Origin of the sequence: Aestuariibaculum sp. M13 (assembly GCF_024723255.1) — a bacterium.
GTDB lineage: Bacteria > Bacteroidota > Bacteroidia > Flavobacteriales > Flavobacteriaceae > Aestuariibaculum > Aestuariibaculum lutulentum.
Genome location: NZ_JANIAC010000001.1, coordinates 1,393,972 through 1,411,474, shown reverse-complemented (window position 1 = coordinate 1,411,474; position 17,503 = coordinate 1,393,972). Strand labels below are relative to the sequence as shown.

The following is a 17,503-nucleotide window of genomic DNA, read 5'->3' as shown; positions in this document are numbered from 1 at the left end:
ACCAATGAATTTTAAACAATCTTTTCTATTAGTAGCATTTGTACTATGTTTTGTTACAACTAGTTTTTCTCAACATCGAAATTATCGCATTACAAACGGGTTTTCCATTTTTGGAGGAATGACCCAGCTCGACATTGCTAGCTACAATTTTACCACCAGTAAAGAATGGGGGGGATTAGGAGGTATGTGGGCAACCGTCGATATTCCACACCGTTGGTACAATGTTAGTTTTGGTATGCAACTTTCAGAAAGTAAATTGGGTATTTCTGCACGTGAACTTCAGGGAACACCTGAGGATGCGTTTGTAGATTATAAAATGTTTGCTGCTCAAATTGCTTTGTTAGGTCATATAAAATTAGGAACTCCCGATGTAACTATTGATTTAGGACCTATGTTTCAATATAATAGTGATTTGGAAATGAAGGATAAGGCTTATGAAAGTTATTACATTAACAATTATAACAATATACAAGCTTCTGAAATAGGTAGTATTTCAAATTTCAATCTCAATGGTGTTGCAGGAATAACCGCTGGGTACAAATATGTTAAATTGCGTGCGCAGTATATTTATGGAGCTACGAATATTTTAAAAAGATTAAATTCAAAAGATTTAGATACAACCGGAGGAAAGTCAACATTTAAAGGAAATCAAACCATGTTGGTTTTAGGACTGAACGTGTCTTTTTAAAGGTTTAGATATACAAATGAAAAAGCCATCTTCAAATGAGGATGGCTTTTTTATTTTTAAGAACATTTGTTACTATAATGTTGCTATAACGTTTTGAATACGTTTGATGGTTTCCGCTTTTCCAATCATGTAAATAATATCGAAAACATCAGGACCTTGTAAAGCACCAACTAAGGCTAAACGTAAAGGCATCATGACTTGACCAAAACCAATCTGGTTAGAAGTAATCCAACCTTTAATTTCGTTTTGAAGCGTTTCTGCTGTAAAATCTTCGTTAGCTTCAATAATTGATATTACTTGTGTTAAAATGTCTTTTGTACCATCCTTAAAAGCCTTTTTAGAAGCTTTTTCATCATATTCGGTTGGTGCAGTAAAGAAATAGTGACTTAAGTCCCAAAAGTCGCTTACAAACGTCGCACGTTCTTTAACTAAGCCAATAACCATGGAAATGTAGTTCACATCCATATCGGCTAATTCTGTACGCTGTGCTTTAAAAGCTTCAGCTAACTCATCATTATATTGCTCTTGCATATAATGGTGGTTAAACCATTTAATTTTATCTGGGTCGAAACGTGCTCCTGCTTTATTTACTCTTGCCAAGTCGAAAGCTTCAGTTAATTCTTCAAGGCTGAAAATTTCCTGCTCTGTACCAGGATTCCATCCTAAGAATGCTAAAAAGTTTACTACAGATTCAGCAAAATAACCATCTTCTTTATATCCTCTTGAAACTTCATTGGTTTTAGGATCTGTCCATTGTAATGGAAAAACCGGGAACCCTAATTTATCACCGTCACGCTTGCTTAATTTTCCTTTTCCTGTTGGTTTTAAAATTAAAGGTAAGTGCGCAAATTCTGGAGCATCCCATCCGAAAGCTTCGTATAATTGATAGTGTAAGGCTAAACTTGGTAACCATTCTTCACCACGAATAACGTGAGTGATTTCCATTAAATGGTCGTCTACAATATTTGCCAAGTGGTAGGTAGGCATACCATCACTTTTAAATAATACTTTATCGTCTAAAATGTTGGTGTCAATTTTAATATCACCACGGATAATATCTTTTAAATGAAGGGTTTCATCCTGCGGACTTTTAAAACGGATAACGTAATCCTCACCAGCATCTAATTTTGCCTGAACGTCTTCCGCGCTAAGCGATAAAGAATTGCTTAATTTTAATCGGTTATGCCAGTTGTAGATAAAGGTTTTTCCTTTTTCTTCATGGTCTTTTCTGTGTGCGTCTAAAGCTTCGGCAGTATCAAAAGCATAATAAGCTTTGTCTTTAGCGATTAATTCTTCGGCATATGCTTTGTATAAATGCTTGCGCTCACTTTGTCTGTAAGGTCCAAATTTTTCATTTTTATCTACGCCTTCATCAAATGGGATTCCACACCAGTTTAAAGCATCTATAATGTATTTTTCTGCGCCTTCGACATAACGGTTTTGGTCTGTATCTTCAATTCTTAAAATGAAAGTACCGTTGTGTTTTTTGGCAAATAAATAATTAAATAAAGCAGTACGAACACCCCCTATATGAAGTGGTCCGGTTGGGCTTGGTGCAAAACGCACACGAACATCTTTAGTCATGTTTGAAAAATTTGCTGCAAAGATACAATTAACACATTATTATAGACACTCTAAAAAATAAAATTGTAGATTTATAGGTTATAAAGCCAATAACTGTGACGAATTTTTACAACATACAATTAAAGCTTGAAGGGTTTATAAAACGTTATTATTATAACGAATTACTAAAAGGCGCCATCTTGTTTTTTGCCATTGGATTGCTCTATTTTTTAGGAACTTTATTGGTGGAATATATGTTATGGCTTAACACCACGGCACGAACTATTTTGTTCTGGTTGTTTGTATTTGTTGAGATAGGTTTGTTGATTAAGTTTATTGTCTGGCCTTTGTCGAAGCTGGTAAAACTTCAAAAAGGTATAAACTATGAGCAAGCATCAAGAATTATAGGAAAACATTTTCCGGAAGTTAACGATAAGTTGTTAAACGTACTTCAGCTAAATAAAAATTCCGATAAGAGTGATTTACTCTTAGCAAGTATAGAACAGAAGTCAGTTGAGCTTTCACCAATACCTTTTAAGTTAGCTATTAATTTTAAGGCTAATATTAAGTATTTAAAGTACGCGGCTATTCCTGTTTTAATTTTATTGGCTGTTTTCTTTACTGGAAATTTTAATTGGTTTAGTGATAGCTACAAACGAGTGGTGCATTATAAAACTGCTTATGAACCACCTGCGCCATTTCAGTTTTTTGTAATCAATGAAGATTTAAATGCTTTAGAAGATAAGGATTTTAAATTGCTTGTTAGAACATCAGGTAGTGTCATACCAGAGAATGTTCAAATCACTTACAATGATGAAACCTATTATTTGCAGCAAACTGGAGTGGGGGAGTTTGAATATGTTTTTACTAAACCGAAAGAACAAATTTCGTTTCAATTACAAGCTAATAATGTTGAATCTAAACCTTACCTATTGAAGCTTATTGAGGTGCCTTCCTTATTAGATTTTCAGATGGTTTTAGATTATCCGGTGTATACTAATAAAGAGGATGAAATTTTAAGAAGTACAGGAAATGCCGTTGTGCCTGAAGGGACCAAAGTAAGCTGGAAATTGAAAGCGAAATCAACCTCACAGGTTCATTTGTATTCTAAAGATACCATTTTGTTTTCCGAAAATGCTGATGGTGAATTTGAAACTTCTAAGCAGGTTTTTAATGATTTTGGTTATAGTTTAAGTACTAGTAATACTCATTTATCAAACTATGAAAATTTAGGTTTTAATATTGATGTTATCAAGGATGCCTATCCTGAGTTGAATGTGAAAATGCAAACAGATAGTTTGGATTTACAAACCTTATATTTTTATGGTCAGGTTAGCGATGATTACGGATTTAGCAAATTGCAAATGGTTTATTATCCGGCTGATGATGCTTCAAATTTGAAAACTTTAGAAATGAATGTTTCTAATTCAAATTATGATGAATTTATTACATCGTTTCCGTATAATGTTGATATTCAGGATGGTGTAGCTTATGAGTTGTTTTTTCAAGTGTTTGATAATGATGTAGTTAACCATTATAAAGCTGTTAAATCCAATACGTTTAGTTATAGAAAGCGTACTGTTGAGGAGGAAAAACAAAAAAATCTTCAGGAACAGAAGGAAACCATTAAAGATTTAAATAAATCTTTAAAGAATTTTGATGAACAGGAAAAGCAACTGGAGCAATTATCGAATACTCAAAAAGAAAAGGAGACTTTAAATTTTAATGATAAAAAGAAATTGGAGTCTTTTCTGGAACGTCAAAAACAACAGGATGAATTGATGAAAAATTTCAATAAAAAATTGAAAGATAATATTGAAAATTTTCCTCAGGATAAAAAGGATGACCCGTTTAAAGAAGATTTAAAAAAACGTCTTGATGAAAATGAAGAGAAGTTAAAACAGGATGAAGAATTGCTTGAAGAATTAGAGAAATTTAAAGACAAAATTACCAAAGAGCAATTGGCAAATCGTCTTGAAGATTTAGCGAAACAAAACAAAAATAAGAAACGAAGTTTAGAGCAGTTGCTTGAATTGACTAAACGTTTTTATGTGCAACAAAAGCTTGATAAGTTGAAAGATGATTTAATGCAAATGGCCATTAAGCAAGATGATCTTTCTAAACAAGAACGTGAAGAAAATACAAAGGAAAATCAGGATGCTCTTAATAAGGAATTTCAAAAATTCACGGAAGAATTAGAAAATTTACAAAAGGAAAGTAAAGGTTTAAAAAAGCCTATTGATGTGCCGCAGGATAAACTTGAGGAAAATGAAATTAAGAAGGAACAGCAAAATGCTTCCAAGTCTTTAGATCAAAATCAGGATCAGCAAAATTCTGATCAGCAGTCGAACGATTCAGAACAAAATGAAAACATTCAGAACGCTCAAAAGAGTCAAAAAAAGGCTGCTGAGAAAATGAAAAAAATGAGTGAGCAAATGCAGTCTTCAATGCAAGCCGGTGGGGGTGAACAAATGCAGGAAGACGTTGATATGTTACGTCAGATTTTGGATAATTTGGTGTTGTTTTCATTTGATGAAGAAGCGTTAATGAATCAGTTCAAAGGTATAGAGGAAGGACATAGTAAGTATGCTGGGTATTTAAAGAATCAAAACAATTTAAGAGAGCATTTTGAGCATATCGATGATAGCTTATTCGCTTTGTCGTTACGTCAACCTAAGTTATCTGAGCAGGTAAATAAGGAGATTACGGAAGTATATTATAACGTTGATAAAGCTCTAGATTATTTTGCTGAGGGGCAGGTTTATCAGGGTATTTCTAATCAGCAGTTCACAGTTACCGCCGCGAATAATTTAGCCAATTTTTTAAGTTCTGTTCTTGACAATATGGAAGAGCAGTTGAATATGTCGCAAAGTTCAAGTGGTCAAGGAGATATGCAGTTGCCTAATATTATTATGAGTCAGGAGCAGTTAAATGAAATGATGCAAGAGGGGATGAAACAAAGTGAAGAAGGTCAACCAAAAGATCAAGAAGGACAAGGAGAGGAGAAGAAAAGTCAAGGAGACAATGAAGGTCAGGAAGGTAAAGAAGGTAAGTCAGGTGAAGAAGGGGAAATGAATGAAAATGGAGAGGGGAATTCTGAGGAGCTTAACGGATTATTGTATGAAATTTATCAGCGCCAACAAGAGCTTAGAAATGCGCTTGAGGAGCGTATAGCCAAAGAGGGGAGCAATACCAATTCTGATCGTTTGATACGTTCTATGGAGCAAATAGAAATGGATTTATTAAACAAGGGATTCACAAATCAAACGCTTCAAAAGATGATGAATTTGAAACATCAATTATTAAAGTTGGAGAATGCTACCTTTCAGCAAGGAGAGGATAACAAGCGTGAATCTGTAACAAATAATAACACATTTAAAAATACCTCTAACAATCAATTACCAAATGCAAAGCAATATTTTAATACTACTGAAATATTGAATAAACAAACACTACCTTTGCAGCCGGATTATAAAAAGAAAGTTCAAGTTTATTTTAAGCAAAGCAATGATTAATTTCAATTACGAAACCGATTTCAATTTAGATAATGAAGAAGAATTAGCTACCTGGATTACTGGTGTTATTTCAAGTGAAGGCTATAAGCTGGAAGAAATTAATTATGTCTTTTGTGATGATGACTATCTTCATAAATTGAATGTTGAATTTCTTAATCATGATACGTTAACTGATATCATTAGTTTTGATTATACTGTTGGTAAGTTGATACAGGGAGATATTTTTATTTCTGTGGAGCGCGTAGCAGATAATGCTAAGGATTTTAATGTTGAATTTAATAAGGAATTACAACGGGTAATTGTCCATGGCGTATTGCATTATTGTGGGTATAAAGATAAGTCTGAAACAGAAGAGGTTCTAATGAGGGAGAAGGAAGATTTCTATATTAATCAACTTGATTAATATTCACGAAATCAACGTATATTTGCAAACTCAAAATTAAAAATTGTCTAGTGTTCCACGTGGAACAGTCTTAAAAAGTAAAGTTATGTTTAGTGATGTATATGATGTTATAGTTGTTGGTGCTGGTCATGCTGGTAGCGAAGCTGCGGCGGCGGCGGCCAACATGGGAAGTAAAACATTACTTGTTACAATGAACCTGCAAAACATCGCACAGATGTCTTGTAATCCTGCAATGGGAGGTATTGCTAAGGGGCAAATTGTACGTGAGATTGATGCACTTGGTGGGTATAGTGGAATTGTTTCTGACACCTCTGCTATTCAATTTAAAATGCTTAATAAATCTAAAGGGCCTGCTATGTGGAGTCCGAGGGTGCAGAGTGATCGTATGCGTTTCGCTGAAGACTGGCGCATGCTTTTAGAAGGGACTCCTAATTTAGATTTTTATCAGGAAATGGTTTCCGGTTTATTGATAGATGGTGATCAGGTTGTTGGTATTAAAACCTCACTTGGTGTTGAGATAAAAGGTAAGTCGGTTGTTTTAACTAACGGAACGTTCTTGAATGGTTTAATTCATATTGGTGATAAAAATTTTGGTGGAGGTAGAGCAGGTGAAAAGGCTGCGACCGGAATTACAGAACAGTTAGTTGCTTTAGGTTTTGAGTCTGGAAGGATGAAAACAGGAACACCACCTCGTGTAGATGGTCGTTCTTTAGATTATTCTAAAATGACTGAGCAACCAGGAGATGAGAACCCCGAGAAGTTTTCTTATTTAGACGTCACAAAACCGTTAAAAAAACAGCGTTCTTGTCATATGACTTACACCAGTGAGTTGGTTCATGATTTACTTCGAGAAGGCTTTGATAGATCGCCAATGTTTAATGGTAGAATCAAAAGTTTAGGCCCGCGTTATTGTCCTTCTATTGAAGATAAAATTAATCGTTTTGCTGATAAAGATCGTCATCAATTATTCATCGAACCGGAAGGATGGAATACATGTGAGGTGTATGTAAATGGATTTTCAACTTCGCTTCCAGAAGATGTTCAATTTAAAGCATTGCGTTCGGTTGCTGGTTTTGAAAATGTAAAATTCTTTAGACCTGGTTATGCTATCGAATACGATTATTTTCCGCCAACACAGTTAAAACATACTTTAGAAACCAAACTAATTAATGGACTTTATTTTGCAGGTCAGATTAATGGAACAACTGGTTATGAAGAAGCTGCTTCCCAAGGTTTGATGGCTGGTATAAATGCGAGCTTGAAAGTTCAGGAGCGCGACCCGTTTATGTTGAATAGAGACGAAGCGTATATTGGCGTTTTAATTGATGATTTAATTACAAAAGGAACCGAAGAGCCATATCGTATGTTTACATCGCGTGCAGAGTATCGTACGTTGCTTAGACAGGATAATGCTGATTTAAGATTAACACCTAAAGGATTTGAGTTAGGTTTGGCTTCTGAAAAACGTTTAAAACGTATGGAAGAAAAGCATGAGGCGGCTGAAAAATTTGTTTCTTTTTTTGAGGAAACCAGTGTGAAACCTGAAGTAATAAATCCTATTCTTGAAAGTAAAGATTCAGCACCGGTAAACCAGTCTGGAAAGATTTTTAAAATATTCGCTAGACCAAATGTGGAGATGAGTGATATGCGAAAAATTGATAGTGTTGAAAATTATATTCAGGAAAATAATTTAGATGCTGAAATTATTGAGCAGGCCGAAATTCAGGTTAAATATTCAGGATATATAGCTAAGGAAAAAAATAATGCTGATAAATTAAGTCGATTAGAATATGTAAAGATTCCAGAGAATTTTGATTACTCACAAATTAAATCGATGAGTTTTGAAGCTCGTGAAAAATTGAAAAAGATTCAACCAAGAACGGTGTCGCAGGCATCACGAATTAGTGGTGTTTCTCCAAACGATATTTCCGTTTTATTGGTTTATATGGGAAGATAATTGTTAAACGTTCCACGTGGAACGTTTATTTTTTATTAAAATATGAATCAATTTTAAATTAATTCAAGAACAAAATTCAGTTTAATTTCTAAAAGTAGTTGTGCATTCGTGGTAAAAGAAAACGAAACAAAAGTGTATTTAAATGTAAAAGATCATTCCGTTTCAGGAGAAGAATTTCGATTAATTAAAAATTCAGATTTTGGATTTTTAGAAACCACACCACAACCCAGTTTAGAAAAATTACCCGACTATTATAAAAGCGAAGATTACATTTCGCATACCGATGCGAAGCGAAATACTTTTGAAAAAGTATATCATATTGTTCGGTCGTATGCTTTAAATAAAAAACTGCAATTAATAAATTCCTTTTCATCGGAATCTAAAACCATTTTAGATATTGGATGCGGAACCGGAGATTTTTTGCAAACCGCACAAAAAAATGGTTGGACCGTTTTTGGTATTGAACCAAATAAAGAGGCTAGGGGAGTAGCAAATCAAAAAACGCATGATTCGGTTTTTGATGTCGATCAACTTTCAAAATTTGAAAATTATAGTTTTGATGTTATTACGCTTTGGCATGTTCTTGAACATTTATCAGATTTAGAAGATCAGATATCTAATTTTAAAAAACTTTTAAAACCAAACGGCACTTTGGTAATTGCGGTTCCAAATTTTAAAAGTTACGATGCCAAATATTATAAATCGTTTTGGGCTGCTTTCGATGTGCCGAGACACTTATGGCATTTTGATGCTGATTCTATTTCAAAATTATTTGCATCAGTGGTTATGGAGGTCGTAAAAATAAAACCGATGCTCTTTGATGCGTTTTATGTAAGTCTGCTTTCTGAAAAGTACAAAACCGGAAAGATGAATTTTCTAAACGGATTTTTGGTGGGTTTACGATCAAATGTAAAAGCGATGTTTTCAAAAGAGGCTTCTTCCTTAATTTATGTTCTCAGAAACGTTAAAAATGAGATTTAAGCCTGTATTTGCTTTTTAGTCTTGTTTGAATGATGAAATACCAGTCTGATTTTTAAAAGTGTCTTAAATCGCTTTAAAATGACTGGTTTTTAATAAGAGTTTCTTATTGATGAATATTTTTTAGATAAAAATTATTTATCATTTAAATAAAACTTAATTTATATCGAATTATACTTTACTTTACTACATTTGGCTTTATTAAATTAACGAACAAAACATGAAGAAAATATTTTATCTTGCAGCAATAGCTGTGGCTTTAACATCTTGCCAGAAACAGGCAAAAATTGGATTTGTAGATAATGGAGTGGTGATTAATGATTACCAGGAGAAAAAAGATGTTGAAACAAAATATGAAGAGAAAGAAGCCGCTTTTAGAAAAAAAGCAGATAGCATAGGTCAGGCGTTTCAAATGGAAGTTCAGTCAAAGCAGGCTGAAGCCCAAAAATCTTCACAGGCAAAGGCACAAGAATTAATGGCTGGTTTACAACAAAAGCAACAACAGTTACAGCAACAAATGCAAATGGAACAGCAAATGATGCAACAAGCATTTCAAGCCGATATCGATTCTGTTATAAACCATGTTAAAGCTTTTGTGAAAGATTATGGAAAAGATAATGGTTATACATATATTTTAGGAACTAGTGAAGCTGCTGCTACTGTAATGTATGGAGTTGAAGAAGACGATTTAACAAAAACAATTACCGATGCTTTAAACGAAGCATATAAAAAGTAAAACAAGTTTCAGTTTTTTATAATTTTAGGCTCAGATTTTTAATTTCTGAGCTTTTTTTATGAGTTTTATTTTAATTATAAGAAATTTCTTATATAATTTATAAAAACAATTTGAAGACTTGTTCGTTGTCTTAATAGACTATTTTACCCAAATTGATTTTGAATTTATTTTCAAAATCGAATATTATAAAAAGTTTAACCTTAAAGTAAATTAATTTTGATGAAACACGTTGTGTTTAGCTTATGTATGTTATTTAGCTGTGTTATTCTAGCACAGGATAAATATACCATTCGGGGAGTTTTAAAAGATAAAGCCAATGGGGAAACCATTATTGGGGCAACAGTCTTTTTGCAAGGCACATCGAACGGTGCCATTACCAATGAATATGGTTTTTATTCGTTAACAGTTCCTAAAGGGGATTATACAATTTTAGTTTCCTATTTGGGATATAATACCATTACAAAATCTATTAGTTTATCAGGTGATATAACCTTGGATTTTGAACTTGAAGAATCGGCGACCTCATTAAATGAAGTCGTTATTGTAGCCGAAGAATCCGAGCAGATTGCTATTAAAAAACCTCAAATGAGTGTTTCTAAATTAAATGCCGGTACTATTAAACAGATTCCTGTAGTTATGGGTGAGGTCGATGTTTTGAAATCTATTCAAACTCTTCCTGGAGTTACCAATAATGGAGAAGGTTCTTCCGGTTTTAATGTGCGTGGAGGTGCAGCCGATCAGAATTTGGTGCTACTTGATGAAGCTATTATTTATAACACATCTCACTTTTTTGGTTTCTTTTCGGTGTTTAATGCCGATGCTATTAAAGATATAAAGCTTTATAAAGGTGATATCCCGGCTAATTTTGGAGGACGTGTGTCATCTGTATTAGATGTGCGTCAAAAGGATGGAAACAGCAAGAATTTCAGTTTAAATGGAGGTGTTGGGCTTATATCAAGTAGGTTGGCTGCAGAAGGTCCTGTATTTGGTGATAAAGGATCGTTTTTAATCGCCGGAAGAACATCGTATGCGCATTTATTAATGAAAGCTATAGAGGATTTAAAAGATGATAAAATTTCGTTTTACGATTTAAACTTAAAAACCAATTATCAGATAAACGATAATAACCGAATTTATCTATCCGGATATTTTGGTCGTGATGTGTTTAATCTATCTACGGTTATTGAAAATAACTATGGGAATGCGACAGGAAACCTTAGATGGAATCATATTTTTAATGATAAATTGTTTTCTAATTTATCATTTATTTATAGCAAGTACGATTATCAAATTATCCTTGATTTTATTGAGTTAGATTGGATTGCCGACATTAAAAATTACAACCTTAAATACGATTTAAAGTACTATTTAAATGATAAAATAAATCTGGATTTCGGAGTTAGCGGTATATCGTATAATTTAAATCCGGGAGAGGTGATGCCAAGCTCAGAAAATTCTTCAATTAACTATTTAAAGTTAGATGATAAAAGGGCTTTTGAAGGCGGCTTGTATGTTAGTGCTGAGCATGAAATAACTAAAAACCTGTCAGCACAGTACGGATTACGTTTCAGTACGTTTTCCAGATTAGGAGGTCAGAGTATGACCAATTATGTTAACGACCAACCCGTTGTTTATAATCCGGAATTGGATATTTACGAGCGTGGTGAAGCATCCGGAGAAACCTATTATAAAAAAGGTGAAAGTATTAAAGATTTCAGCAATTTTGAGCCGCGTTTAGGCTTATCTTATCAGTTGAATAATAATACAGCTTTAAAAGCGAGTTATACCAAATCAACGCAGTATTTACATTTATTGTCTAATACATCTTCTGTTACGCCTTTAGATGTATGGACACCTAGTGGGCAGTATATAAAACCTCAAATTTCGAATCAGTATGCGATGGGGTATTTCAGAAAGTTTAAAAACAATACTTACGCTCTAGAATTAGAAACCTATTACAAGACAATTGACAACCGAATTGATTATATAGATGGGTCTGATTTAATTGGAAATAATAATATAGAAACCGAAATTTTAAATGGTGAAGCACGTGCTTATGGTTTAGAGTTACTGTTGAGAAAGAATAAGGGAAATTTCACAGGTTGGTTTGCTTATACCTTATCGAAATCTGAACAACGAACTTTAGGTGGAAAGGCCGGAGGTCCGGGAATAAACAATGGCGACTGGTATAATACGCCTTACGATAGGACCCATGATATTTCGGTAACAGGAAGTTATAAGTTAAATAACAAATGGAGTTTTAGTTCGAATTTAATTTTTCAAACTGGAAGACCGGTAACCTATCCAAATGGTCAATACAACTACGAAGGGCTCTCGGTAGCGACCTATGCTAATAGAAATGAAGATCGTTTACCAAGCTACCACAGGTTAGATTTATCGGCAACTTATAAGCCTAATAGAAAGCCAGAGAACCGTTGGAAAGGCGAGTGGGTATTTGGTATTTATAATGTTTATAACAGAAAGAATGCAGCTTCTATTTCGTTTAATCAAAATGATCAAACTGGGTTAAATGAAGCTTCACGAATTTCAATTTTCGGAATGATTCCTTCAGTAGCTTACAATTTTAAATTTTAAACAGAATGAAACGATATATAAAAAACATAGCCGCATTAATCATTGCAAGTTTAGGGTTATTTGCTTGTGAAGATGTGATTGATGTTGAATTACAAACAGGACAAATCCGTTTGGTTATAGAAGCATCTTTAGATTGGGAAAAAGGGACTTTAGGGAATAATCAAACTATTAAATTAAGCACTTCAACCCCATATTTTGAAACTGCCAATAATACAGCGGTAACTAACGCTACCGTAATGGTAACAAATTTAGACACGAACGAGGTTTTTAATTTTGTAAATCAAAACGATGGAATATATACAACAGATGTTTTTGTTCCTATTGAAAATAACCAGTATCAGCTGGAAGTGGTTTATAATAATGAAACATATATTGCCACAGAAACCTTAATACCTGTGCCAGATATTAATGATGTAAATCAATCGGTTGATGGCGGTATAGATCCAGATTTATTAGAGGTGAATATCTATTTTGATGATCCTGCCGATGAAGATAATTTCTACTTAATACGTTACTACGAAGAAGGCGATTTATTCCCGTATTTCGAAGATTATTCAGATGAGTTTTCAAACGGAAATGAGGTTCATGATTTCTTTGAAAAGCAAGAAGATGAAGATAACGATCAGGCTGAATTTCAACCAGGGGATTCTGTCGATATAAGTTTGTATGGTATTTCAGAACGTTATTATAATTATATGCGTATTTTAATAGAACAGTACTATTCCGGAGGAAATCCGTTTTCTTCAAATGGTGTTCAGTTAAAAGGAAACTGTGTTAATGCAACCAATCAAGCCAATTATCCTTACGGTTATTTTAGAGCAACGCAAGTGGTGAAAACCAGTTATACATTTCAGTAAAAAGAATAGAAATAAAAAGTGAAAAGTTGGCGAATTTGAAACAAGGTCTAATAGCAGAAAACGTTGTGACAAATTCGCTTTTTACTCTTCTTCACTTAAAATACTCCCAGCATAAGTTTTAGCTATTAAACCAGTCTTGGAGGTTAAGATTTTGGGAACAAAAAAAGGATCAACTCACTAGATTGTTCTAGATCATTTAAAATCTCTCGTTTATATTAAAACAGCTGAAAATAGATTTACCCTACTTTTTATTTTAATTTTTTTAAATTTGATTGTCAGGCCCTAAGCATTTTAGCAAGTTATGGACAATGAAAACCAATCTGTTTGTGAACAGAAAACCTACGAATTTCTCTTTAATATGCATTCGGAGACGTTGTATAGCTTTATTTATTATAAATGTGGCGATCAGCAACAAGCCGAAGATATTGTCCAGGAAGCTTATATAAAACTTTGGAATAATTGTTCTAAAGTTCTTTTTACAAAAGCAAAATCTTATCTCTATACAGTTGCCAGAAATTTATTTTTAAATGAAGTTGCACACCAGAAAATTGTTTTAGAACATCAATCGAATCAGATAAAACAAAACAATTTAGAAACTCCTGAATTTTTATTGGAGGAACAGCAATTCATGGAAAAATTGAAACGGGCTATAGCTAATTTACCTGAAAAGCAACGCGAAGTTTTTTTGTTAAGCAGAATAGATAAGAAAAAATATACTGAGATCTCAGAGATTGTTGGCATCTCTGTTAAGGCTGTAGAAAAACGTATGAGTCAAGCCTTAGAATTGTTGCGAAAGCAAATAGTTGAAATTTAAAGTAGGGTAAAACCGTAATTAACTGTTTTAGAAGTATAATAACGTATGTTATATGGAGCCATTTAAACAAGATGAATCATTTTTAGCACGCTGGATTGCTGGTGAATTAACTGGTGAAGAGCTTGAAAACTTCAGAAAATCTGAAGATTATGCGCTTTATAACAAAATTAATGAAGCATCGCAAAGTTTACGTGTTCCAGAGTTTAACAAAGCACAGGTTTTTGATAAAATACAAGAGAACACCTTAAAAGTGAATCATAAACCTAAAGTAAAACGATTAGTACCTGCCTGGGTTTATGCAGCTGCAGCCATATTAGTCTTAGCGTTTGGTGTGTTTTATTTTACATTGAGAGAATCTCAATATACTACAGGTTACTCAGAGCAGTTGGCAGTGGTTCTTCCTGATGCGTCAAAAGTTCAGTTAAATGCCAATTCAGAATTACATTTTAAATCTTTTAATTGGGAAAATAACAGAGTTTTAGAGTTATCTGGCGAAGCGTTTTTTGATGTTGAAAAAGGCGAGAAGTTTAAGGTAGAGACTGCTTTAGGCTTTGTTGAAGTTTTAGGTACAGAATTCAATGTGGTTGCTCGGGATGGTTATTTTGAAGTACAATGTAGAGAGGGTAAAGTGCAGGTTACCACTATGTCTGATAAAGAAAAAACTATACTTCTTCCTGGTAAAGCGGTTAGAATTGTAAATAATAAGTTGGAAACATGGACTTTTAAAACCAGTGAGCCAAGTTGGATTACAGGAGAAAGTAGCTTTTACGATACTCCTATGAAACAGGTAATATTAGCTTTAGAAAATCAATATCAGATAACAGTTGATGTCTCACATGTTGATACAAATAAACGTTATACGGGTGGATTTACACATAAGGATATAAATCTGGCTTTAAGAACTGTTTTGATTCCTATGGATTTTACCTATACTTTTAATGCCGATAAACGCGTTATAGTTCTGAAATCAAGTAACTAAGAATTAGATTAATAAAAATTATTTTAAATTTAAGGTGTTATTTGAATGAACTTAACCGAATAAATGAAATATAAATTAACAATAGCCTTCCTGTTAGTTTCATTTACTATGCTTTCTCAGGAAAAAGCATCGGTTAACTATTTAAACACTCCAGTAGTTCAAGTGCTTTTGGATTTTGAATCTAAATTCAATGTTAAGTTCTCGTATAATGCAAAATTAATAGGCGAGCAATTAATCTCTTTAGAAGCGAAACAAGCTACATTAGATGAACTTTTATTTGATATTGAAGCGTTGATTGATATTAAATTTACAAAAGAGACAGAGCGTTATTATACCATTCAAAAAATTAAAAACCGAAGTATAACAGATACTCAGCATTTAGAAAAAGTTGTAGTAAAGGAATACATTACTTCTGGAATTAGTGAAAATAACGATGATACTTCAATTATTCTATCTCCTGAAAAATTAGGGATCTTACCAGGCTTAACCGAGCCAGATGTACTGCAAAGTATTCAGTTACTACCAGGAGTTCAAAGTCCGACAGAAACCGCTTCTGGATTATTCATTCGAGGAGGAACACCAGATCAGAATCTGGTGCTTTGGGATGGTATTAAAATGTATAATTCCGGGCATTTTTTTGGTACTATTTCAGCCTTGAATCCATACATCACTCAGGATATAAAACTTTATAAAAACGGAACCAAAGCGCGTTACGGCAATCGAATTTCCGGAGTTATTGATATCACATCTGATGAAGATATCCCGGATAAATTAACCGGAAGTACCGGATTTAATATGACGCATACCGATGGCAATCTGAAAGTGCCCTTGAGTAATAAGGCTGCTATAATGATTTCAGGAAGGCGTTCAATTGCGGATATTGTAGATACCGAGACGTTTAGGAATTTATCAAAAAGAGTGTTTCAGGAAACAAAAATATCAGAAGGCAATAAGGTGTTTGAAGATGATGAAGTTACCACAACTAAAGACTTATTCTTTTTTAATGATTTTACTGTAAAAGCCATTGTAAAACCTAATGAGAACAATACTTTTTTAGTGAGTAATTTATTCACGAAGAATAAACTGGATTATGGGTTTTTAATAGAAGATTACGATGAAGCTTCTCAGGATAAATTAGATATTAAAAATCAAGGGTCAAGTATAAAATGGAACCATGCCTATGGTGATGATTTTAATCATGAATTTAGTGCCTATTATTCAAACTACGATTTTAATTACACGGGTACAAATTCAATAACGAATGAGTTTAACGACCGGCTTAACAAACAAAATCGAGTAGAGGATTTAGGTTTTGCCTTCGATACAAATTACAACTTAGATGAGGCGTCAACCTTAGGTTTTGGGTATCAGTTTTCATCGAATAAAGTAAAGTATTTATTGAATTTTGAAGATAGTGAAAGTCCGGAAGATAACTATAATGAATCAAATGTAAATACTAATAATAATCATGGAATATATGGTGATTATAAGTATTATGTTTTAGATAAATGGTTGCTCAATTTTGGAGTTAGAGCTAATTATTTTTCAGTAGTCGATAAACTCTTTTTTGAGCCAAGATTTCAGTTAGAAACAAAGCTTTTTTCGAATTTAAAATTTAAAAGCTCTATGGAAAATTTACATCAATCGGTTAGTGAGGTTATTGAATTTAATACGCAGGATTTTGGTTTGGAAAATCAAATTTGGGTATTGTCCGATGGCGATGAGATTCCTGTTTTAAGGAGTTTTCAAGTCACATCTGGTTTTGTTTTCGATAAAGCGGGATGGCATTTGGATTTTGAAGGATACTATAAAGATATTGATGGTTTAACTTCGTTTACGTTAGGGTTTGATAATATTGACGATTTCTTTTCTAAAGGAAAAAGTAAGGTTTTCGGACTTGATGTTTTAATTAAAAAGAAAATACAAAATTATCGAACCTGGTTAAGTTATTCTGTAATGGATAACGATTTTACATTCAATACCATCAATAATGGGGAAGCGTTTCCGGGTAATTCTGATATCACTCATCACCTAACATGGTCTCATACCTACGAATGGAAACATTTCGATGTGTCTTTGGGTTGGACTATGAGAACCGGTATTCCGTATACTAAAGCAAATGGTTTAATTGAAACTTCAGGAGATCCTGTAATAGATTTTGAAGCAACCAATGCAGCCAGGCTACCAAACTATCATAAATTGGATATATCTGCGACTTATGCCTTTAATTTTTATAGAAGTGAGCGATGGAAAGGAAAATTGGGTGTGTCCTTTTTAAATGTTTACAATCAAAAAAATGTGTTGAGTCGTAAATATGAAATAGCACAAAGTACAGAAGATGATGGTTTTGTTCTACGTGAAATCAATAAGAATTCGTTAGGGTTTACGCCAAATTTAGTGTTTAGAATTGACTTCTAA

General features: G+C 33.3%; 12 protein-coding genes. 11 read left to right on the top strand and 1 reads right to left on the bottom strand.

Features of this window, described 5'->3' with window-relative positions; genetic code table 11:
- Nucleotides 1-4 precede the first annotated feature (4 nt).
- The gene (locus NO995_RS06065; protein ID WP_258226704.1) at nt 5-688 is read left to right on the top strand and encodes a hypothetical protein; all 684 of its coding nucleotides are present in this window, start codon (nt 5-7) and stop codon (nt 686-688) included.
- Nucleotides 689-760: 72 nt separating this feature from the next.
- Here NO995_RS06065 and gltX read toward each other — a convergent pair whose 3' ends face one another.
- On the bottom strand, nt 761-2,272 hold the full coding sequence (gene gltX / locus NO995_RS06060; protein ID WP_258226703.1) for a glutamate--tRNA ligase: 1,512 nt from the start codon (nt 2,270-2,272) through the stop codon (nt 761-763).
- Between the two features lie 95 nt (nt 2,273-2,367).
- Between gltX and NO995_RS06055 the strand changes: the two genes are divergently transcribed.
- From NO995_RS06055 to NO995_RS06010, 10 genes are all read left to right on the top strand, one after another.
- Nucleotides 2,368-5,766 carry a DUF4175 family protein gene (locus NO995_RS06055; RefSeq protein ID WP_258226702.1) on the top strand — a complete coding sequence of 1,133 codons (3,399 nt, stop codon included), beginning with the start codon at nt 2,368-2,370 and terminating at the stop codon, nt 5,764-5,766.
- Nucleotides 5,759-6,169, top strand: a complete 411-nt coding sequence (gene ybeY / locus NO995_RS06050; RefSeq protein WP_240572455.1) for an rRNA maturation RNase YbeY — start codon at nt 5,759-5,761, stop codon at nt 6,167-6,169. The genes NO995_RS06055 and ybeY overlap by 8 nt, the downstream gene beginning before the upstream one ends.
- Before the next feature lie 85 nt (nt 6,170-6,254).
- Nucleotides 6,255-8,126 (top strand): tRNA uridine-5-carboxymethylaminomethyl(34) synthesis enzyme MnmG, encoded by a 1,872-nt coding sequence (mnmG, locus tag NO995_RS06045; RefSeq protein WP_258226701.1) that lies wholly within the window; start codon nt 6,255-6,257, stop codon nt 8,124-8,126.
- 108 nt (nt 8,127-8,234) lie between these two features.
- A complete protein-coding gene (locus NO995_RS06040; protein WP_258226700.1) occupies nt 8,235-9,107 on the top strand; it encodes a class I SAM-dependent methyltransferase in 873 nt (290 codons plus the stop codon).
- A gap of 217 nt (nt 9,108-9,324) precedes the next feature.
- A complete protein-coding gene (locus tag NO995_RS06035) occupies nt 9,325-9,840 on the top strand; it encodes an OmpH family outer membrane protein (RefSeq protein ID WP_258226699.1) in 516 nt (171 codons plus the stop codon).
- 219 nt (nt 9,841-10,059) lie between these two features.
- Nucleotides 10,060-12,435: a TonB-dependent receptor gene (locus tag NO995_RS06030; RefSeq protein ID WP_258226698.1), complete on the top strand. Its 2,376-nt coding sequence runs from the start codon at nt 10,060-10,062 to the stop codon at nt 12,433-12,435.
- A 5-nt stretch (nt 12,436-12,440) separates the two neighbouring features.
- Entirely contained in the window at nt 12,441-13,292 is an 852-nt protein-coding gene (locus NO995_RS06025) for a DUF4249 domain-containing protein (protein WP_258226697.1), read from the top strand.
- A 301-nt stretch (nt 13,293-13,593) separates the two neighbouring features.
- Nucleotides 13,594-14,106, top strand: a complete 513-nt coding sequence (locus NO995_RS06020; protein ID WP_258226696.1) for an RNA polymerase sigma factor — start codon at nt 13,594-13,596, stop codon at nt 14,104-14,106.
- Between the two features lie 52 nt (nt 14,107-14,158).
- Nucleotides 14,159-15,085 carry a FecR family protein gene (locus NO995_RS06015; protein WP_258226695.1) on the top strand — a complete coding sequence of 309 codons (927 nt, stop codon included), beginning with the start codon at nt 14,159-14,161 and terminating at the stop codon, nt 15,083-15,085.
- Nucleotides 15,086-15,148: 63 nt separating this feature from the next.
- The gene (locus tag NO995_RS06010) at nt 15,149-17,503 is read left to right on the top strand and encodes a TonB-dependent siderophore receptor (protein ID WP_258226694.1); all 2,355 of its coding nucleotides are present in this window, start codon (nt 15,149-15,151) and stop codon (nt 17,501-17,503) included.